We start from the raw sequence: 19,119 nt of genomic DNA, 5'->3' as shown, positions 1-19,119 counted from the left end.
CTAGGAGAGGAGGCGCCATGCCCGTAATTACTCTTCCCGATGGCAGTCAACGCTCGTTCGACAAGGCAGTTTCCGTTGCCGAGGTCGCCGCATCCATTGGTGCCGGCCTGGCCAAGGCCACCGTTGCCGGCAAGGTCAACGGCAAGCTCGTCGACGCCTGCGACCTGATCGAACAGGACGCCAGCCTGCAAATCATCACCCCCAAGGACGAAGAGGGGCTGGAGATCATCCGTCACTCCTGCGCTCACCTGGTCGGTCATGCCGTCAAGCAACTGTACCCAACCGCCAAGATGGTGATCGGGCCGGTCATTGACGAAGGCTTCTATTACGACATCGCCTATGAGCGTCCTTTCACGCCTGAGGACATGGCTGCCATCGAGCAGCGCATGCAGCAGCTGATCGAGACCGAATACGACGTCATCAAGAAGGTCACACCGCGTGCCGAAGTGATCGACGTGTTCAAGGCCCGTGGCGAAGACTACAAGCTGCGCCTGGTCGAAGACATGCCGGATGAACAGGCCATGGGCCTGTACTACCACGAAGAATACGTCGACATGTGCCGCGGCCCGCACGTGCCGAACACCCGTTTCCTCAAGTCGTTCAAGCTGACCAAACTCTCCGGTGCCTACTGGCGCGGCGATGCCAAGAACGAACAGCTGCAGCGCGTGTACGGCACTGCCTGGGCTGACAAGAAGCAGCTGGCGGCCTACATCCAGCGCATCGAAGAAGCGGAAAAACGCGACCACCGCAAGATCGGCAAGCGCCTGGGCCTGTTCCACCTCCAGGAAGAAGCGCCGGGCATGGTCTTCTGGCACCCGAACGGCTGGACCCTGTATCAGGTGCTCGAGCAGTACATGCGCCAGATTCAGCGTGAAAACGGCTACCTCGAGATCAAGACTCCGCAAGTGGTCGACCGTTCTCTGTGGGAAAAATCTGGTCACTGGGCCAACTACGCCGACAACATGTTCACCACCCAGTCGGAAAACCGCGACTACGCCATCAAGCCGATGAACTGCCCATGCCATGTGCAGGTGTTCAACCAGGGCCTGAAGAGCTACCGCGAGCTGCCGCTGCGTCTGGCCGAGTTCGGTGCCTGCCACCGTAACGAACCGTCTGGCGCACTGCATGGCATCATGCGTGTGCGTGGCTTCACCCAGGACGACGCGCACATCTTCTGCACCGAAGAGCAGATGCAGTCCGAGTCGGCCGCGTTCATCAAGCTGACCCAGGCGGTGTACTCCGACTTCGGCTTCAAGGATATCGAGCTGAAGCTCTCGACCCGTCCAGAGAAGCGGGTAGGTTCCGACGAACTGTGGGATCGCGCCGAAGGGGCCCTGGCTGCCGCACTCGACAGCGCTGGTCTGCCGTACGACCTGCAGCCGGGCGAAGGTGCCTTCTATGGGCCGAAGATCGAGTTCTCGCTGAAGGATTGCCTGGGCCGTGTCTGGCAGTGTGGTACCCTGCAGCTCGACTTCAACCTGCCGGTGCGTCTGGGGGCCGAGTACGTTTCCGAAGACAACGGTCGCAAACAGCCGGTCATGCTGCACCGGGCGATTCTCGGTTCGTTCGAGCGTTTCGTCGGAATTCTGATCGAGCACTACGAAGGTGCATTCCCGGCCTGGCTGGCGCCAACCCAGGCGGTGATCATGAATATCACCGACAAACAAGCCGAATTTGCTCAGCAGGTGGAAAAAACTCTGGCCGAAAGCGGTTTCCGTGCCAAGTCCGACTTGAGAAATGAGAAAATTGGCTTTAAGATCCGCGAGCATACCTTGCTCAAGGTTCCTTATCTCCTGGTCATCGGGGATCGGGAAGTCGAAACGCAAACTGTCGCTGTGCGTACCCGTGAAGGTGCAGACCTGGGCTCGATGCCCGTCGCCCAATTCGCGGAGCTGCTCGCGCAAGCGGTTTCCCGGCGTGGTCGCCAAGATTCGGAGTAATTACTATTAAGCGTGATATGAGAAACGATAAACGAGCTGCACCGAAGGCCCCGATCAACGAGAATATCTCGGCACGTGAGGTTCGGTTAATTGGCGCTGACGGCGAGCAGTTGGGCATCGTCTCGATTGAAGAAGCGCTTCGTATCGCTGAAGAAGCGAAACTGGATCTGGTAGAAATTTCTGCTGATGCCGTACCTCCTGTCTGCAAAGTCATGGACTACGGCAAGAGCCTGTTCGAGAAGAAGAAGCAACAGGCCGCAGCCAAGAAAAACCAGAAGATCATCCAGATCAAAGAAATCAAGTTTCGTCCAGGGACGGAGGAAGGGGATTACCAGGTAAAACTACGCAACCTGGTACGTTTCCTTAGTGATGGGGACAAGGCCAAGATCTCTCTGAGATTCCGTGGTCGTGAGATGGCCCACCAGGAGCTGGGTATGGAACTGCTGAAGCGGGTTGAAACTGACCTCGCCGAATACGGTACCGTCGAACAGCATCCGAAGATGGAAGGACGCCAGCTTATGATGGTCATCGCCCCCAAGAAAAAGAAATAACCACCAGGGCACGGCAGGCCTTGCGGTTATGTTTATCCACTCGAATGCGGAGTACCAAACATGCCAAAGATGAAAACCAAAAGCGGTGCAGCGAAGCGTTTCCTGAAAACTGCTTCCGGCTTCAAGCACAAGCACGCTTTCAAGAGCCACATCCTGACCAAAATGTCGACCAAGCGTAAGCGTCAACTTCGTGGTAGCAGCCTGCTGCACCCGTCGGACGTTGCAAAAGTCGAGCGCATGCTGCGCGTACGTTAATTTCGGTCAAAGATAGAGGAAGTTACTCATGGCTCGTGTAAAGCGTGGCGTCATCGCTCGTAAGCGTCACAAGAAAATTCTGAAACTGGCTAAAGGCTACTACGGCGCTCGCTCGCGCGTATTCCGTGTTGCCAAGCAAGCGGTCATCAAGGCAGGCCAATACGCCTACCGCGACCGTCGCCAGAAAAAACGTCAGTTCCGCGCTCTGTGGATCGCTCGTATCAACGCTGGTGCTCGTACCAACGGCCTGTCTTACAGCCGTCTGATTGCTGGCCTGAAAAAAGCGTCGATCGAGATCGACCGTAAGGTTCTGGCTGATCTGGCAGTGAACGAAAAAGCGGCGTTTGCTGCGATTGTCGAGAAAGCTAAAGCCGTTCTGGCTTAAGTACCCACGACAATCATTCGCCGCTGGTAACGGCGGCGAATGTTAAACGTCATCGATAGGGGAAGAGCCTGTAAGCTCTTCCCCTATTTCGTATCTGGAGTCTGTACATGGAAAACCTGGATGCGCTGGTTGCCCAAGCCCTGGAGGCTGTGGAACGCGCTGAAGACATCAACGCCCTGGAACAGATCCGGGTTCAATACCTTGGCAAGAAGGGCGAACTGACTCAGGTGATGAAGACCCTGGGCAACCTGCCAGCCGAGGAGCGGCCGAAAGTCGGCGCGCTGATCAACGACGCCAAAGAGCGCGTCACCGAAGTGCTCAATGCCCGCAAGGCAGCCTTCGAAGAGGCCGAGCTCAGTGCTCGCCTGGCGGCCGAATGCATCGACGTGACCTTGCCGGGCCGTGGCCAGACCTCCGGTGGTTTGCACCCGATCACCCGTACCCTGGAACGCATCGAGCAGTTCTTCACCCATATCGGCTACGGCATTGCCGAAGGTCCAGAGGTTGAAGACGACTACCACAACTTCGAAGCGCTCAACATTCCTGGCCATCACCCGGCCCGGGCCATGCATGACACCTTCTATTTCAATGCGAACATGCTGCTGCGTACCCACACCTCGCCGGTGCAGGTGCGGACCATGGAGTCCTCGCAGCCGCCAATCCGCATCGTCTGCCCGGGCCGCGTCTATCGCTGCGACTCGGATCTGACGCACTCGCCGATGTTCCACCAGGTCGAAGGCCTGCTGGTTGATCGCGACATCAATTTTGCCGACCTCAAAGGCACCATCGAAGAGTTCCTGCGGGTGTTCTTCGAGAAAGAGCTGGCGGTGCGTTTCCGCCCGTCGTTCTTCCCCTTCACCGAGCCTTCGGCTGAAGTCGATATCCAGTGCGTGATGTGCAGTGGCAAAGGCTGCCGGGTCTGCAAGCAGACTGGCTGGCTGGAAGTCATGGGCTGCGGCATGGTGCACCCGAATGTGCTGCGCATGTCCGGTATCGACCCCGAAGAGTTCCAGGGCTTTGCCTTCGGCATGGGCGCCGAGCGCCTGGCCATGCTCCGTTACGGCGTCAACGATTTGCGCCTGTTCTTCGACAACGACTTGCGGTTCCTTGCGCAATTTCGCTAGGTCGCGCACCCGTAACGAATCTTTCAGGAGAGCAGGATGAAATTCAGTGAAAAGTGGCTGCGCGGTTGGGTCAACCCGCAGGTATCCCGTGACGAGCTGGTGGCCCGTCTGTCGATGGCAGGTCTTGAGGTTGACAGCGTAACCCCAGCCGCCGGTCAGTTCAGCGGCATCATCGTTGGCGAGGTGCTGAGCACCGAGCAACACCCGGACGCCGACAAACTGCGCGTTTGCCAGGTAAGCAACGGTAGCGAGACCTTCCAGGTAGTGTGCGGCGCGCCAAATGTGCGCCCTGGCCTGAAGATCCCGTTTGCCATGATCGGTGCCGAACTGCCGGGCGACTTCAAGATCAAGAAGGCCAAGCTGCGTGGTGTTGAGTCCAACGGCATGCTGTGCTCGGCGGCCGAGCTGCAGATCAGCGAAGAAAACGACGGCCTGCTTGAGCTGGCTGCCGATGCACCGGTTGGCGAAGACATCCGTGTGTACCTGGACCTGGACGACGCCAGTATCGAGGTCGACCTGACCCCGAACCGCGGCGACTGCCTGTCCCTGGCCGGCCTGGCCCGTGAAGTGGGTGCCCTGTACGCCGTTCCGGTTACCCGTCCAGTGGTTCCGGCTGTAGCCGCCGCGCACGACGAAGTGCGCCCGGTTGAAGTGCTGGCGCCGGCCGCGTGCCCGCGTTACCTGGGTCGGGTTATCCGCAACGTCGACCTGAGCAAGCCAACCCCGCTGTGGATGGTCGAACGCCTGCGTCGTGCCGACGTGCGCAGCATCGACGCTGCGGTCGACATCACCAACTACGTGATGCTCGAGCTGGGCCAGCCAATGCACGCCTTCGATCTCGCCGAGATCAACGGCGGGATTCGTGTGCGCATGGCAGAAGATGGCGAGAAGCTGGTGCTGTTGGACGGTCAGGAAGTGACCCTGCGCCCGGACACCCTGGTCATCGCCGACCACAGCCGCGCCCTGGCGATTGCCGGCGTGATGGGTGGCGAGCACAGCGGTGTGGCTGCTGGCACTCGTGACATCTTCCTCGAAAGTGCCTTCTTCGAGCCTATTTCGGTGGCTGGCAAGGCCCGTTCCTATGGCCTGCACACCGATGCCTCGCACCGTTACGAGCGTGGTGTCGACTCGCAGCTGGCCCGCGAAGCCATGGAGCGCGCCACTGGCCTGCTGCTGGAAATCGTTGGCGGCGAAGCCGGCCCGATTGTCGAGGCTGTGAGTGAAGCGCACCTGCCGAACGTGGCCCCGGTCACCCTGCGTGCCGAGCGCATTACCCAGATGCTGGGCATGGAAATGGCCAGTGCCGAAGTCGAGCAACTGCTTAACGCCCTGGGCCTGACCACCACTGCTGGTGAAGGCCAATGGCAGGTAGCGGTACCAAGCCACCGCTTCGACATCAGCCTGGAAGTCGACCTGATCGAAGAGCTGGCGCGCCTGTACGGTTACAACCGTTTGCCGGTACGTTACCCGCAAGCACGCCTGGCGCCGCAAGCCAAGGCCGAAGCTCGTGGCGAGCTGCCGGCGCTGCGTCGTCTGCTGGTCGCCCGTGGCTTCCAGGAAGCGATCACCTACAGCTTCATCGAGCCGAAACTGTTCGAGCTGTTCACTCCAGGTGTCGAGCCGCTGCTGCTGGCCAATCCGATCTCCAGCGACATGGCCGCCATGCGTGCCTCGCTGTGGCCGGGCCTGGTCAAGGCGCTGCAGCACAACCTCAACCGTCAGCAGGATCGCGTGCGTCTGTTCGAAAGCGGTCTGCGCTTCGTCGGCCAGTTGGGCGACCTGAAGCAGCAGCCGATGCTGGCCGGTGTGGTGTGCGGTAGCCGTCTGCCGGAAGGTTGGGCCAACGCCCGTGACAGCATCGATTTCTTCGACGTGAAGGCCGATGTAGAAGCAGTGCTGGGCTTCTCCGGTTCGCTGGACGACTTCACCTTCGTTGCCGGCAAGCATCCGGCGCTGCACCCTGGGCAGACTGCACGCATCGAGCGTGATGGTCGCGAAGTCGGCTACATCGGTGCACTGCACCCTGAGCTGGTGAAAACCCTGGGTCTGGACCGTACTGTGTACGTCTTCGAGCTGGTGCTGGGCGATGTGGTGGAAGGGCGCTTGCCGAAATTCCACGAGCTGTCGAAATTCCCGGAAGTGCGTCGTGACCTGGCGTTGATGGCGGGACGTGATGTAGCTTCGAGCTCGCTGCTTGACGTAATCCGTGAAAATGCAGGTGAGTGGCTGACTGACCTCAGGCTGTTTGATGTTTATCAGGGTAAAGGTATTGATCCTGATAGAAAAAGCCTAGCGGTCGGCTTGACCTGGCAGCATCCATCGCGCACTCTTACTGACGAAGAGGTGAGCACTGCAGTGGAAAATATCCTTACCTCGCTCGAACAAAGGTTGAACACCACGTTAAGGAAATAGCGTATGGGTGCTCTGACGAAAGCTGAGATGGCAGAACGGCTGTACGAAGAGCTGGGCCTGAACAAGCGTGAGGCCAAGGAATTGGTCGAGCTGTTTTTCGAGGAGATCAGGCACGCTCTTGAAGACAACGAGCAGGTCAAATTGTCCGGTTTCGGCAATTTCGACCTGCGGGACAAACGTCAGCGTCCGGGTCGCAACCCGAAAACGGGTGAAGAGATCCCGATCACGGCGCGTCGAGTCGTCACCTTTCGTCCAGGGCAGAAGTTGAAGGCCCGAGTTGAGGCTTATGCTGGAACCAAGTCATAACGACGAGCTTCCGCCGATCCCCGGCAAGCGTTACTTCACCATTGGTGAAGTGAGTGAGCTTTGTGCGGTAAAACCGCACGTGCTGCGCTACTGGGAGCAGGAGTTTCCTCAACTCAACCCGGTCAAGCGCCGCGGAAACCGCCGGTATTATCAGCGCCAGGATGTGTTGATGATCCGGCAGATCCGCGCGTTGCTTTACGACCAGGGCTTCACCATCGGCGGTGCGCGTTTGCGCCTGTCGAGTGATGAGGCCAAGGATGACACTACCCAGTACAAGCAACTGATTCGGCAGATGATTGTCGAGTTGGAAGACGTGTTGGTAGTGCTGAAGAAGTAACCCGGCTGAAAGGATTCCCCCCTGAAAATAATCCTTTCAAAATTCAAAAGCTTAGGGTAAATTCTTCAACGTTCTCGGCAACATTGAGAGCTTGCTTCAAGCCCAGTCGGGGCGTAGCGCAGCCCGGTAGCGCACTTGCATGGGGTGCAAGGGGTCGAGTGTTCGAATCACTCCGTCCCGACCATATAATTCAATGACTTAGCCCAATCTTCACAGGTTGGGCTTTTTCATGCGTGGGGACTTTTTCGGGACATCATCCGATTTAACTACCCGGCGATTTCGCCGATGTCGAGGTCAGCTTTGTGAGTTCACGCCGGATTTGGCCCTTTCTCGCGTTTTCTTTGGCACCAAGCCTGTCTTAAATTCCCTTCCTGAGCTGGCCTTTACACGTGCCTGGTAGCCCGCCTGAAGCCCTATTTCCCGGCGGTCATGGCGTTTTTCCTTATCCGCACCGTGACTCTGAGCCCTGGTCGCTCAGTTCCGATTCCCCGCACTTAATCCTGATCAGAAAAACCTGCTCAAAGCCACGCCGGCCGTGCCTTTGAAGACAATCGGAAGCGGCTTTTGACCAGATTTCCGATTGTCAGCTTGGGAATCGGAACTGGCCAGGGGAAAGCGGGGAGGGCGGTCCTTGGTTCGAGTCAGTTGCTGAGGGGGCCCAGCGGAATCTTTAGACCCTTTGATCACAAGGCCCAGAGCTTGTTTGTGATCAACAGAATGGTGCTATCAAGCCCGCCTGAAGGCTCGAAAATCTGATTTTTTGGGCCCAAACCGCAGTGCCAAACTTCCCGCGAATTTCACCAACTTCCCGCCGGTTTGGTGACAATCCATTTTGCACCTACTTGGCACCAAATAGCTTGACCTCCCCGCCCGAAAGCCCCGCCAGACAAGGCTCCAGCCGTCTGAGACAACATATCTTACCGCCGACCGGTTGGTGCCAAATCCGCTGCTAACTCACAAGCTTCTGCCTCGGACCACACCACATCTTCATGTCCCTTCTGGTAGTTTCTGGTCAGCTCAATACCTTCCACTGAGGCTAACTCCCAAGTAGCGTCATCCGTGGATGCGGAGAAATCGTCAGTACCTACTGCGGGCTCGCCACCACAGCTGCATTAACTCAGTGGCGGGCGAGTGCCCGCTACGGGTGAGGGCCAACTCGGCGCAGTGTCCGGGATTTTTCTGTCATTACCAGAGCACCTCGGGGTATGTCCAACAAGCTAACATTTTCTCTTCAGCGTTCCTTGGCGACGCTGGAGAGTGGTGCGGTCAGAGGGTGCGCTTGCTATGCAGGTAGGCTCTTGCTTGCTGGTGAGTTTTTTGCCAAGTCTGATCATAGGCTCTTCCAGTATCCGGTATGTCGCGAGTGCGACCACTATGGAGATCAGGGAAACCAAGATAAGGGTAAACACTGGATTCATAGCGTATCCGGATTTTCTCAGTGCCAAGGTCGCCAGCCCCAAACGAGTCAGCTGGTTTGAAATGAACGGTGGCAAGTGAATTGAGTTGCGATAAAAACCGTATACGGTGAGCACCCCTGCAATGCAGAAGACTAGTCGGGTGCTACCGGTGACGATGGTTGAGGCATCTCCGGAGGCTGGGTAGAATATAAATATCCCATACCGACAAATATACATATGCATCGGTAATGCTACGCTGGTATTGACTGATCTTGTATTGTAATAAATGGCCAGGCCGGCTACATAAAGGGATAGGTTGTTGAGGAGGTTGATGTAGGTCGTCCACTGGTTAGCCAAGGAGTGTTCGGCATTGATAGCAGAAAAAGCGAACCAGGTTGTCAGCATGCAACATAGCAAAAATACCTGGTTCCCTGCGAGCAGGCTGCTGCTATAGAGCGTGATGAACAGCGGGTGAGGGCGTAGTAAACCAGCTCGTTGCCGATTGACCAGGCTCCCGTATTTATGTAGGCGGCAGGGTCGATGAATCCAAATAGTCCGGTGACGTTTAGAAATATTCGATAAGCATATACATCTTCATGCCTAATGAAAGGATATGAATGTTACCACTGCAATCGCGAGCCAGAGCAGTGGCAAGATTCTGAATGCCCAGCGTATGAAAAATGTGGACCACTGGTGTCTGGCTTCAAGTGTCTTGTGGTAGACCACGGCCATGCTCAAACCGGAAAGTATGAAAAACATGGAGACGCCATAAATACTCATTACCCCAAGAAGGGTATCTGATTGAAGGTCTCCTATTTTCCAGAATGTCCCCATTCTCGCCCACATCCCCTGCTAGAGTGAGGCTCCGCATGCTTTGGGGCACGGGTAAGGTGAGGTGCCAGTTTAGCGACATGCTGTCGGAGGAAAGATACACGCCAGTGGGGGGCGAACAGCCCGAGATCGTTGTTTGAGCGAATGGCCGTGATAAGGCGGGTGAGCCCTGATGGCCGCAGGCACGGGATACACAGCGCCGGTACAGCGAAGCCGAAGGCGTTCTCCCTCGGCAAGAAGTTGAGCGCCTTTGTCTATCACCGGTCAGTTCTTAGTAGGATGTGTTCAGCAACGTATCTAACCAATCTGTTGAGGCTTTGCTCGAACGTCTGATTAGCCGTGTCAATGACGAGGTCAGGGGCCAGGGGTGGTTCGTATGGCGCGTCTATCCCAGTGAAATCGCGAAGTTCTCTGGCTCTGGCCTTGCGATACAGGCCCTTTGGGTCGCGCTTCTCGCAGGTCGCCAAGTCTGCCGCTATGTAGATCTCATGAAAAGAGGTGTTGCAGGCCACAGCACGAGCACGAGCACGTCCCTCTCGATAGGGCGAGATAAACGCGGTGATGCAAATCATGCCCGCATCTGCAAAAAGCGCTGCCACCTCACTGACACGGCGGATGTTCTCTGTTCTGTCGTCTTCTGAAAAGCCGAGGTTAGCGTTAAGCCCTTTGCGAACATTGTCGCCGTCAAGTGTATAGCATGCGTAGCCAGACCTAAGTAGATGCGCTTCAAGGGCCATCGCCAAGCTTGATTTGCCGGACGCCGAGAGCCCCGTTAACCAGATCACAGCGCCGTGATGACCCATGAAATGAGCGCGCTCATCCTGGGCCACCTGATGGCTGACCGAAGTCAAATTATGGATGTTGACTGGCGACTTCATAAGTAGTCTAGCGTCTCCCAGCGCATGAAGTGGAACGCGCCGAGCATTCTACTCGGCCACGCGCCATTGTGAACAGTGATCCTGTGCTTTACCAGTATGGCCAGCGCATACGACGATCAACTCCCAACGTCTGCCAAGTAACTGGATAGGTATTGACTCGGGAAGGAATGCTGTTCCAGGCTGCTCAAACCAACAGTGATTTCCGCACGCCACTTTTCAAGAAGCACTGCTGAGGCCTGGCACTTATCCACTCTAACTCCTACCGCCTTAAGTGTCCTCTGGCTTCGTCGCATGGAGCTCGGATCATTCTCAATGTAGTACGAGAGAGAACTTCGTTTTATCGAGTTTAAATGAGGTAATAGAAACTGTTCTGGCTTTCCTTGTTGATCGGCGGAAATTATTTTTACAACTCGATTAAGTATTCGCATGGCCTGAAGTTCATGCCTGCTCAGTGAGCGGTTGTGCTGAATGCTCTCCGGGGAGCGTGGCCTCAACGTACAGCCTCGTGTAGTTCAGTAGCGCGAGCAGCAGGGCATGCCACCGCGCTCCGAAAACGTAGGGGGTTTCGGAGGCACCTTCGTTTACCGCTTGGTTGTAATAGCTGCCCGCAAATGACAAGGGGCTTCTGGTTACAATCAATACTTTAGCATTGGGTAGTTTGTGCTTCAGCGCCGCAGCCACGAGGTCCTGATACGCTTGAATTTCGGGTCGCGTTACAGGTCGTGGTGCCGATCCGCAGCGCTGGGTATGTCTGGGGTTTCCTCGCCGTGATCTTATCAAACGATCGAAGGTCGAGCTAACCGACCGTCAGCAACTGCGGGGCACGACGTGTGTAAAAAGCCGAGTGCCTTTTCATTACAGTAAGTCGACAATATTGCTCTCAATGTGTTGGCAGACGTGCCAACTATCAAACCCTGTGCATTTAACGCCTGAGTGGGTCGCTCTGTGGCAGTCAGGACGGATTGCGGCCACCTATCCAGGTAGGCCAAGCCCACCATCGGCCACACAACTAACATGATGTGGCCCAAGGCTTTTCGTACAGAGCCTAGATACGGCTTACCGTCACATCAGGGAAAGATTCTGCCGTGGCGAGCGTGGTACCGAAGGAGCGCATTCAATGGTCTATTGCAGCGTTTCACTGGTGTGGGCGCGTACTTCCTCGGCTGCATGGCCAAAGCCCTGACTGAGGGTGTGGAAACACGAACCCTCAACGGGCGGCACCGTTACCAAAGCGCTGGCGGTGCGCTCAGGGCCTGGTTGAATACGGCAATGGCGCGTTCTACATCGGCTTCGCTGGTGTAACGGCCTACGCTCACCCGCACGCTGCTCAACGCCTGCCCGGCATCCAGACCCAGCGCCAGCAGCACATGCGAAGGCGCCTGGCTGGCGGAGTTGCAGGCCGAGGTCGACGACAGCGCGAGGCTGCCGGCCAACTGATTGCTATTAAAACCAGCCTTGGTGATGCATAAGTTCAAGGTGTGCGGAATGCGTTGCTGCGCGCAACCATTGAGCGCTACGCCCGGCAGGCTCAATAAGCCTTCTCGCAGGCGCCGGCTCAACTGTTCGATCCGGCGGCTCTCCGCTTCGATTTGCGCTGCCGCCAGCGCAAAGGCGGTGCCCATGCCGACGATCTGGTGCGTGGCCAGGGTACCCGAGCGCAAACCGCCTTCATGCCCGCCGCCGTGCATCTGTGCCTTCAGCAGCGCACGCGCCCGTGGGCCGACATAGAGGGCGCCGATACCTTTGGGGCCGTACACCTTGTGCGCAGAGAACGACATCAGGTCGACCGGCAGGGTCGCCAGGTCGATCTGCACCTTGCCCACGGCCTGCGCCGCATCCACATGCAGCAGGGCGCCATGGGCGCGCACGATCTCGCCAATGGCGGCGACGTCGGTGAGGGTGCCGAGTTCGTTGTTCACCTGCATCAGCGACACCAGCAGGGTGTCGTCGCGCAATGCGGCATTGACCGCTTCAGGCTGGATCAGGCCGTCGGCGTCCGGGGTCAGGCGGGTGACCGGGTAACCCTGCAGCTCCAGTTCGCGCACGGTGTCGAGCACGGCTTTGTGTTCCAGCACACTGGTGATGATGTGCCGGCGCTGCTCGCTGCTGCCCTGGGCGATGCCTTTGAGGGCCAGGTTGTTGGACTCGGTGGCGCCCGAGGTCCAGATGATCTCATCGGCGTGTGCGCCGACGGTCTGTGCCACCTGGCGGCGGGCCTGGTCGACGCTGTCGCGGGCGATTTTGCCGTAGCTGTGGCCATTGGAGGCCGGGTTGCCGAAGTTGCCTTCACGGCCCAAGCAGGCAACCATGACTTCGATCACCCGTTCGTCGACGGGCGTTGTGGCGGCGTAATCGAGGTACAGCGGTGAGGTGGACATAGGGCGTTCGCTTCGTATTCGAGTAGTTAGAAACCGGCCACGCAAAGGCGGTTTGGCTGGAGAAAAGAGTACTAACGCCAGCACGAAATTTTTTTGATTTCTGTTCGTGAATAATCAGCTGGGGTGAAAAATAATTCGCTGCTGCCACTCTTGATTAGGAATAAAATCCGGTCAACGCTTTTGAACGCATAACCTTATGCCCAGAGGGTGCAAATCGGCGGATGTGCGCGTGGTGCAGCGGAGGGTGGATGGACAAGTTTGATCGAGCGATTCTCGGGATTCTGCAAAGCGACTGTACCCGATCGGTGGCTGAGATCGCCGAGCGCATTGGCCTGGGCAGCACGGCCTGCTGGCGGCGGATTCAGAAGCTGGAAGAGGCGGGGGTGATCGACCGGCGGGTAGCGCTGCTGAACCCGCAGCGGCTGAATGTGGCGGTGAGCGTGTTTGCGGCGATTCGAACCAACCAGCACAACGCGGCGTGGTTGCAGCAGTTTCATGACGCGGTGGGGGCGTTGCCGGAGGTGGTGGAGTGCTATCGGATGGCAGGGGACACGGACTATCTGCTGCGGATTGTGGTGGCGGATATTGCCGGGTATGACGCGGTGTACAAGCAGTTGATCCGGATTCCGGGGATTACCGATGTGAGTTCGAGTTTTGCCATGGAACAGATCAAATTCACCACGGGGTTGCCGTTGCAGTATGCGTCGTTTGGGGATTGAGGCGGTGGGCTTGTCCCGCGATCTGGCGCGAAGCGCCAGCAAAGCCGGAGCACGTTTCGGTTCAGGAGCTGTCATCTTAGGAATCGCGCCGCTCAGTTAGAAGTGAATTAACGGCATGGATGTCAGTGCCAAACCAAATGGCGACTGTTCATTTACACGCCGCAGTTGTCGCCTGGAAACACCCATGGTAGAAAACGCATATTCATTTGCAAGTCAAATACTTCCATGACCCTCAGTGTAAAACCGAATAGATCCCTCTTCGACCTCGACCTGCTACGCGCGATTGTCGTGGTGGCCGATTGCGGCAGCTTCACCACCGCCGCCGCGCGCCTGCACTCCACCCAGTCGACCGTGAGCCAGAAGGTGCGCCGTCTGGAAGACATGGTCGGCCACCGCCTGCTCGAGCGTGGCAACCGCGAAGTGCTGCCCACCGACGCCGGGCAAACCCTGCTGGGTTACGCCCGGCACATGCTGCACCTGAACGATCAGATGCTCGAAGCGCTGGCCGGCGCCACGGTTGGCGTCACCGTGCGCCTCGGGGTGCCGGAGGACTTCGTGGGCGGGCGCACCACCAATGCGCTGTCGGCGTTCAACCGCCAATACCAGCAGGTCAAACTGGAAGTCACCAGTGGCCTGTGTCGCGACCTCAGCCAGAGTTACGACAACGGTGAGCTCGACCTGGTGTTGCTCAAGCAGCGGCGCAACAGCCGCGAGGGCGTCGCCTGCTGGCCGGAAGAGCTGCATTGGATCGACAGCGCCAAGCTGCCCGCGGTCGAACAGGACCCGATCCCGCTGGTCACGTTCCCGCCACGCGGGTTGTACCGCGACGACATGATCAACGCCCTGGAGGCCATGGGCCGGCGGTGGCGCATCAGCTTCACCAGTTCCAGCCTGAGCGGTATCCAGGCGGCGGTTGCCGATGGCATGGGCATCAGCCTGCTGCCACCCCGTGCCGCTACCCGCGATCATGTGCGGCTGGACGAGCGCAATGGCTTGCCGTCGATCGACAGCTACGAAATCGTCATCGTGCACCGGCCCACGGCCGACCCGATGGTCAAGGAACTGGCTGGGGTGTTGGCGAAGTTGCTGGAGGCGGATAAGGCCTAAGTCCCGGTACGCTGGTCGAAAAGCTCAAGGAACGCCTGGAGTCGCCGCGTGTTCAGGCCGATGCGCTTCGCGAGCCTTGCCAGCGATAGGGCCAGTGTGGCCGCCATCGCTGGCAAGGCCAGCTCCCACGGGGCCAGCTTCACCCGGGCGGGCTATCAGTCATGCACACCTTGCCGCTCCGCCACTGCCCGTAACGTGCGCAGCGACACCACCGGCGCATCGATCACGAACTGGTTCGCCAGCCACGACGGTATATCTCCCGCCGGATCTGCCTCCAACTGATAGGTCACCTCGGTCTGCTGATCTCCGATAGGCCGCATTCGCCATTCCCCGGCCAGCTGCCGCACCCGGATGAACGCCGGCGTATTTGGCACCAGGCCGGGCACCGCACTCAAGTGGCGGATCAGCGTGCCATCGTCGCTGGTCTCGGTCTGCACCCGGATCACCATGTCTCGCGGGCTGGCCGGCCACGGCAGTTCGGTGGTCAGGTACACCCAGGTGCTGTCGCCCTCGACCGTCAGCAAACGCATCGCGGCGCAGCCATACAACCACTTGCACGCCACCCGCAGGTTCTCCTGCAGGTCCATCAGCGTGCGCACGCTGGCCTTGATCGTCGCCACCCCGCGAAAGCGCTGGTACTTCGAGCCCGGTACATCACCCAGGTACACGCGGATCCCGTCCTCGTCATGCGCCAGTCGCCAGCCCTCGGCCTGCACCGGGGCCAGCAGGCTCGCACCCAGCAGGCATAAGGCAGGCAGCAACACACCGATCTTCATCGCCACACTCCTGGGCACGCCGGGTTTTCGAAGCATAGGCAAAGTTTTCCCACCCCACGAAAAAGCCCGGCGCGGGCCGGGCTCTTTCATGCAGGCGATGTAACCGAACAGCTTAGCGCTTAGGGTTCAGCACCAGGTTCATGTGACGGTTTACATCCTTGTACAGCAGGTAGCGGAACGGACCAGGGCCACCCGAGTAGCAGGCTTGTGGGCAGAACGCGCGCAGCCACATGAAGTCGCCGGCTTCCACTTCGACCCAGTCCTGGTTCAGGCGGTAAACGGCTTTACCTTCCAGCACGTACAGGCCGTGCTCCATGACGTGGGTTTCGGCGAACGGAATCACGCCGCCCGGCTGGAAGGTGACGATGTTCACGTGCATGTCGTGACGCATGTCGGCCATGTCGACGAAGCGGGTGGTGACCCACGCACCGTCGGTGCCCGGCATCGGGATCGGAGCGATGTCCTGTTCGTTGGTGACGAACGCTTCCGGGTGCGCCAGACCTTCAACTTCCTGGTAGTGCTTGCGGATCCAGTGGAAGGTGACGTTGGCGTTGGAGGTGTTGCGCAGGCTCCATTCGGCAGCCGGCGGAATGAAGGCGTAACCGCCTTCCTTCAGGGTGTAAGGCTTGCCTTCCAGGGTGATATCGACCTGGCCTTCGACCACGAACAGTACCGCTTCGGCGTTCTGGTCCAGCTCAGGGCGCTCGCTGCCGCCTTCTGGCGCCAGCTCGACGATGTATTGCGAGAAGGTCTCGGAGAAGCCAGTCAGCGGGCGGGCGATGACCCACATGCGCATCTTGTCCCAGAAGGGCAGATGGCTGGTCACGATATCGCGCATCACGCCTTTCGGGATGACCGCGTAGGCTTCGGTGAACATCGCACGGTCTGTCAGCAGCTCGGTCTGAGCCGGGTGCCCGCCGTGGGGGGCGAAGTAGGAGGATTTCGACATGGACAGTCTCGTTTGTTGTTTTGTCCCCGTGCCTGGCAGCGCCGGCCGGCGCCGCGTGGGGATGCACAGACACGATAGCCAACAGCTCCGCCTATCCACAAATTAAATGTTGAAATATCGCGTATTCATTTATCGAATAGGTGCGCCGCCGATCCTTATCTGCCGCGCGCAGTGAGGAAAGTCGTCGGTATCCCGAGTGCGGGAGCCGGCCAGGCCGGTTCCCGCCAGCACATTGGTGTTCTTTAGAACTGCCACTGCACCCCAAGCGAATACCCGGCCTGATTGCCTTCCTTGTGCGCAAAGCGGCTGTTGGCTTCGGCAAACACGCCCAGTGCCTCGGTCACCATCAACTGCGCCCCCAGTTGTGCCCGGCCGAAGTCCTTGTCCACGTCACCCAGGTCGGCTACGCGCACGCGGCCATCGCCACGGCTGCTCAGGTCGATCTCATCCAGTCGCCCCTCGGCCAGCTCGCGCACCCAGCGCACGCTGGCATACGGGCGCAGTGCCATCCCCGAACCGAGCGCCAGCGTGCCATGCACGCGCCAGCCGAGGCTCGCTTCCAGCCCGTCGTAGTCCTGCTGCTCATAGCCCAACGCGGTGCGCAGGTCGTTGTCCTCATGGAAGCTGTCGACCTTGTAATGGAGGTAATCCAGCCCGGCCACCGGTCCGGTTTTCAGCCCCGCGACGCTGACGTCGTAGCCGCCATCGACCCGCGCCCCCCAGAACGTCGCCGAGGTGTCCCCCGACAGTCGCTGATCGAGCAGCACCGGCCCGCCATTGGCCTGGATGTACACCGAGCGCTTGGTATCGAAGCGGGTGTGCCCGGCGCTCAGTTCGCCACCAAGCCAGGCCGGGCCGCCGTCGTTGAGCAAGGCGAACAGCCCGGCCTGCCAGGCATCGCCCTCGACCCGCCCGCCGTGGTCCAGGTTGTCGCGGCTGCGCTGGAAGCTCAGGCTGGCACCGATGGTCAGGGCCTCGTTCAGGCGGTAATCGCCCAGGGCATATAGGCCAATACGCTTGGCTTCGGGACTGCCCGGCGCGTCGAAGCCGCTGTCCGGCGATACTTCACCTTCCACCCCGACATCGCCTTCGAAGGTGCCCACGGCGCGGCTCGAATCGAGCAGCGTCAGCCAGCGCCGGTCATGCAGGCGGGTCAGCGCCTGGTGCTGGCGCTGCAACTGGTCTTCCAGCTGTCGGGCCAGGGCGCCACCGGAGGCGGTGGAGGCGAGCAGGTCGGCGTTGGTCAGCTCCAGCACCAGCCGCGTCAGCAGCCGCGAGAAGTCGCGCATGCGCTGGGCGATGCGTTCCTGGCCGAGGGCAGTGCTCAGCACCGCCTCGTTGTCTTCGGCCGGGTCATGCCAGGTGGAGCCGCCGGGGATCAGCGGGTTGTCGGTCTGGGTATACCCGTCCAGGTCGCCCAGTTCCCAGTTGGTGGCTTCGATAAACAGCACAGGCACGTTCAATCCATTGAAACTTTCGCCATCGCTGCAGCAGCCGGTACCGGCCGGGTACGCCGGGTCGAGCCCGGGGTTGCTGAACAGCGGGATGTTCAGTTCGCCGGCGATGCGCAGCAATTGATCGCGGTAGGCGCCGAGTGCCGGGTTGGCCACGCTGTTGCTGCCGGCGTGGGCGTACATCTTGTCACCGGTCACCAGGCTGTCGAGGTTGATCATGCCCAGCAGGTTGGCGCGCTGGCTGGCGCTGAGCGCGTTGACGTATGCCCGCGAACCGCGCAGGCCTTCCTCTTCGGCACCGAAACCGACCACTTCCAGACCGTTTTCCAGGGCAATGCCACCCAGGTTGCGGGCGATTTCCGTGAGCACTGCGGCGCCCGAGGCGTTGTCGTCGAGGCCTTGCAGGGTAGGGCGGCCGAAGTAGGTGTCGAAGTGGGCGCCGAGCACCACGTAGGTGCTGTTCAGGCCCGGGGCGGAGGCGATGACGTTTTGCGAACTGCGGGTGCCGGCCCAGGTGAAGTCTTGTCGGCGAGTGGTGTAACCGAAACCCAGTTTCGACTGCATCAGGTCGGCGGCGCCGGCAAAGTTGGCGGTGCCGCGGTAACGACCGGGATAGTCGGTAATCAGGCGGTCGAGGGTTTCCTCGGCGTATTCCCCATATTCATAGGCACCGGCGCCAGCGGACAACATGGCAGCGCCCAGGGCGGCAGCAACGGATAACGGTTTTAACACGGCACTTTTCCTTAAGTATTGTTACCGATCGTGCATCGTACGATGCGCCGGCGCGGAGAAAGCAGGATGTGTGCCGGTTTGTGATGAGTTCGGCTTTTGGGGCTCATCGCGGGACGGCGTCATCTACAGCATCGTGCTATCCACCAGCTCGATCCAATGCCGTACCGGCGTGCGCCCGGCGCCATCGAGGTGCGTCTGGCAGCCGACGTTGGCGGTGGCAATCACCTGCGGGTGGCCACTCTCCAGCGCATCGAGTCGGTTGTCGCGCAGCTGTTTCGACAGCGCCGGCTGGGTCAGCGAATAGGTGCCCGCCGAGCCGCAGCACAAATGCCCTTCGGGCACCGCGGTCAGGCTGAACCCCAGCCGCTGGAGCACCGCCTCCACCGCGCCGCCGAGCTGCTGCGCATGCTGCAAGGTGCACCAATGGAACGCCACCGTTTGCTCGACGCACAGCTCAAGCGCCTCCAGCGGCTCGGCCCGCAGCACTTCGACCAGGTCGCGGGCCAGCGCGCTGTTGCCCTCAAGGCGCAGGAATTCGGCGCGGTCGACAGCGTGCAGCTCACCGTCGACACGCTCGTCATGGAGGAT

Annotated in this window: 16 protein-coding genes, 1 tRNA gene and 1 pseudogene; 11 read left to right on the top strand and 7 right to left on the bottom strand. The window is 59.5% G+C overall.

From position 1 onward, the window contains the following. The first annotated feature begins 17 nt into the window (after nucleotides 1–17). The 9 genes from thrS (at nucleotide 18) to DCO48_RS01725 (ending at nucleotide 7,494) form a co-directional block, all read left to right on the top strand. Nucleotides 18–1,940: a threonine--tRNA ligase gene (gene thrS, locus DCO48_RS01765; protein ID WP_116548908.1), complete on the top strand. Its 1,923-nt coding sequence runs from the start codon at nucleotides 18–20 to the stop codon at nucleotides 1,938–1,940. Beyond that, nucleotides 1,940–2,491 carry a translation initiation factor IF-3 gene (gene infC / locus DCO48_RS01760; protein WP_177410589.1) on the top strand — a complete coding sequence of 184 codons (552 nt, stop codon included), beginning with the start codon at nucleotides 1,940–1,942 and terminating at the stop codon, nucleotides 2,489–2,491. Before thrS ends, infC begins: the two co-directional genes overlap by 1 nt. Nucleotides 2,492–2,551: 60 nt before the next feature. After that, nucleotides 2,552–2,746, top strand: coding sequence for a 50S ribosomal protein L35 (rpmI, locus tag DCO48_RS01755; RefSeq protein WP_009394045.1), 195 nt, complete (start codon nucleotides 2,552–2,554; stop codon nucleotides 2,744–2,746). Nucleotides 2,747–2,774: 28 nt separating this feature from the next. Beyond that, the gene (gene rplT, locus DCO48_RS01750) at nucleotides 2,775–3,131 is read left to right on the top strand and encodes a 50S ribosomal protein L20 (protein WP_003250671.1); all 357 of its coding nucleotides are present in this window, start codon (nucleotides 2,775–2,777) and stop codon (nucleotides 3,129–3,131) included. Nucleotides 3,132–3,238: 107 nt separating this feature from the next. Beyond that, the gene (gene pheS / locus DCO48_RS01745) at nucleotides 3,239–4,255 is read left to right on the top strand and encodes a phenylalanine--tRNA ligase subunit alpha (RefSeq protein WP_116548906.1); all 1,017 of its coding nucleotides are present in this window, start codon (nucleotides 3,239–3,241) and stop codon (nucleotides 4,253–4,255) included. A gap of 36 nt (nucleotides 4,256–4,291) precedes the next feature. After that, nucleotides 4,292–6,667: a phenylalanine--tRNA ligase subunit beta gene (pheT, locus tag DCO48_RS01740; RefSeq protein ID WP_116548905.1), complete on the top strand. Its 2,376-nt coding sequence runs from the start codon at nucleotides 4,292–4,294 to the stop codon at nucleotides 6,665–6,667. 3 nt (nucleotides 6,668–6,670) lie between these two features. Beyond that, on the top strand, nucleotides 6,671–6,973 hold the full coding sequence (gene ihfA / locus DCO48_RS01735) for an integration host factor subunit alpha (protein ID WP_002553164.1): 303 nt from the start codon (nucleotides 6,671–6,673) through the stop codon (nucleotides 6,971–6,973). Beyond that, a complete protein-coding gene (locus tag DCO48_RS01730) occupies nucleotides 6,954–7,310 on the top strand; it encodes a MerR family transcriptional regulator (RefSeq protein ID WP_009394050.1) in 357 nt (118 codons plus the stop codon). The genes ihfA and DCO48_RS01730 overlap by 20 nt, the downstream gene beginning before the upstream one ends. Nucleotides 7,311–7,417: 107 nt before the next feature. Beyond that, nucleotides 7,418–7,494 (top strand) — tRNA-Pro (locus tag DCO48_RS01725). 1,033 nt (nucleotides 7,495–8,527) lie between these two features. Here DCO48_RS01725 and DCO48_RS22530 read toward each other — a convergent pair. From DCO48_RS22530 to DCO48_RS01705, 3 genes are all read right to left on the bottom strand, one after another. Continuing rightward, nucleotides 8,528–9,112 (bottom strand): hypothetical protein, encoded by a 585-nt coding sequence (locus DCO48_RS22530; protein WP_133247578.1) that lies wholly within the window; start codon nucleotides 9,110–9,112, stop codon nucleotides 8,528–8,530. Between the two features lie 683 nt (nucleotides 9,113–9,795). Further along, nucleotides 9,796–10,416 (bottom strand): adenylyl-sulfate kinase, encoded by a 621-nt coding sequence (cysC, locus tag DCO48_RS01710; RefSeq protein WP_116548902.1) that lies wholly within the window; start codon nucleotides 10,414–10,416, stop codon nucleotides 9,796–9,798. A 1,223-nt stretch (nucleotides 10,417–11,639) separates the two neighbouring features. Next, nucleotides 11,640–12,794 (bottom strand): cysteine desulfurase family protein, encoded by a 1,155-nt coding sequence (locus DCO48_RS01705; RefSeq protein WP_116548901.1) that lies wholly within the window; start codon nucleotides 12,792–12,794, stop codon nucleotides 11,640–11,642. A gap of 248 nt (nucleotides 12,795–13,042) precedes the next feature. Here DCO48_RS01705 and DCO48_RS01700 point away from each other — a divergent pair, with 248 nt between their 5' ends. Both DCO48_RS01700 and DCO48_RS01695 read left to right on the top strand, forming a co-directional pair. Next, nucleotides 13,043–13,513 (top strand): Lrp/AsnC family transcriptional regulator, encoded by a 471-nt coding sequence (locus tag DCO48_RS01700; RefSeq protein ID WP_116548900.1) that lies wholly within the window; start codon nucleotides 13,043–13,045, stop codon nucleotides 13,511–13,513. A gap of 225 nt (nucleotides 13,514–13,738) precedes the next feature. Beyond that, the gene (locus DCO48_RS01695) at nucleotides 13,739–14,620 is read left to right on the top strand and encodes a LysR substrate-binding domain-containing protein (RefSeq protein ID WP_116548899.1); all 882 of its coding nucleotides are present in this window, start codon (nucleotides 13,739–13,741) and stop codon (nucleotides 14,618–14,620) included. 155 nt (nucleotides 14,621–14,775) lie between these two features. Here the strand turns inward: DCO48_RS01695 and DCO48_RS01690 are convergent, their stop codons facing one another. From DCO48_RS01690 to DCO48_RS01675, 4 genes and pseudogenes are all read right to left on the bottom strand, one after another. Next, entirely contained in the window at nucleotides 14,776–15,396 is a 621-nt protein-coding gene (locus tag DCO48_RS01690; RefSeq protein ID WP_116548898.1) for an START domain-containing protein, read from the bottom strand. A gap of 112 nt (nucleotides 15,397–15,508) precedes the next feature. After that, nucleotides 15,509–16,345, bottom strand: a complete 837-nt coding sequence (locus DCO48_RS01685) for a bifunctional allantoicase/(S)-ureidoglycine aminohydrolase (RefSeq protein ID WP_116548897.1) — start codon at nucleotides 16,343–16,345, stop codon at nucleotides 15,509–15,511. A gap of 242 nt (nucleotides 16,346–16,587) precedes the next feature. Next, entirely contained in the window at nucleotides 16,588–18,531 is a 1,944-nt protein-coding gene (locus DCO48_RS01680; RefSeq protein WP_116548896.1) for an autotransporter outer membrane beta-barrel domain-containing protein, read from the bottom strand. A gap of 123 nt (nucleotides 18,532–18,654) precedes the next feature. Further along, nucleotides 18,655–19,044: pseudogene (locus DCO48_RS01675) on the bottom strand (heterodisulfide reductase-related iron-sulfur binding cluster); the annotation flags it as partial. Between the last annotated feature and the right edge of the window lie 75 nt (nucleotides 19,045–19,119).

This window comes from Pseudomonas sp. SDI, assembly GCF_003105155.1.
Lineage (GTDB): Bacteria > Pseudomonadota > Gammaproteobacteria > Pseudomonadales > Pseudomonadaceae > Aquipseudomonas.
This window is presented reverse-complemented; position numbering and strand designations above follow the sequence as displayed.

Bases quoted from the DNA above. Each gene is read 5' to 3' on its own strand.
- thrS (WP_116548908.1), top strand. From the start codon at position 18: ATGCCCGTAATTACTCTTCCCGATGGCAGTCAACGCTCGTTCGACAAG.
- rpmI (WP_009394045.1), top strand. From the start codon at position 2,552: ATGCCAAAGATGAAAACCAAAAGCGGTGCAGCGAAGCGTTTCCTGAAA.
- rplT (WP_003250671.1), top strand. From the start codon at position 2,775: ATGGCTCGTGTAAAGCGTGGCGTCATCGCTCGTAAGCGTCACAAGAAA.
- pheS (WP_116548906.1), top strand. From the start codon at position 3,239: ATGGAAAACCTGGATGCGCTGGTTGCCCAAGCCCTGGAGGCTGTGGAA.
- pheT (WP_116548905.1), top strand. From the start codon at position 4,292: ATGAAATTCAGTGAAAAGTGGCTGCGCGGTTGGGTCAACCCGCAGGTA.
- ihfA (WP_002553164.1), top strand. From the start codon at position 6,671: ATGGGTGCTCTGACGAAAGCTGAGATGGCAGAACGGCTGTACGAAGAG.
- DCO48_RS01730 (WP_009394050.1), top strand. From the start codon at position 6,954: ATGCTGGAACCAAGTCATAACGACGAGCTTCCGCCGATCCCCGGCAAG.
- DCO48_RS22530 (WP_133247578.1), bottom strand. From the start codon at position 9,112: ATGCTGACAACCTGGTTCGCTTTTTCTGCTATCAATGCCGAACACTCC.
- cysC (WP_116548902.1), bottom strand. From the start codon at position 10,416: ATGAAGTCGCCAGTCAACATCCATAATTTGACTTCGGTCAGCCATCAG.
- DCO48_RS01705 (WP_116548901.1), bottom strand. From the start codon at position 12,794: ATGTCCACCTCACCGCTGTACCTCGATTACGCCGCCACAACGCCCGTC.
- DCO48_RS01700 (WP_116548900.1), top strand. From the start codon at position 13,043: ATGGACAAGTTTGATCGAGCGATTCTCGGGATTCTGCAAAGCGACTGT.
- DCO48_RS01695 (WP_116548899.1), top strand. From the start codon at position 13,739: ATGACCCTCAGTGTAAAACCGAATAGATCCCTCTTCGACCTCGACCTG.
- DCO48_RS01690 (WP_116548898.1), bottom strand. From the start codon at position 15,396: ATGAAGATCGGTGTGTTGCTGCCTGCCTTATGCCTGCTGGGTGCGAGC.
- DCO48_RS01685 (WP_116548897.1), bottom strand. From the start codon at position 16,345: ATGTCGAAATCCTCCTACTTCGCCCCCCACGGCGGGCACCCGGCTCAG.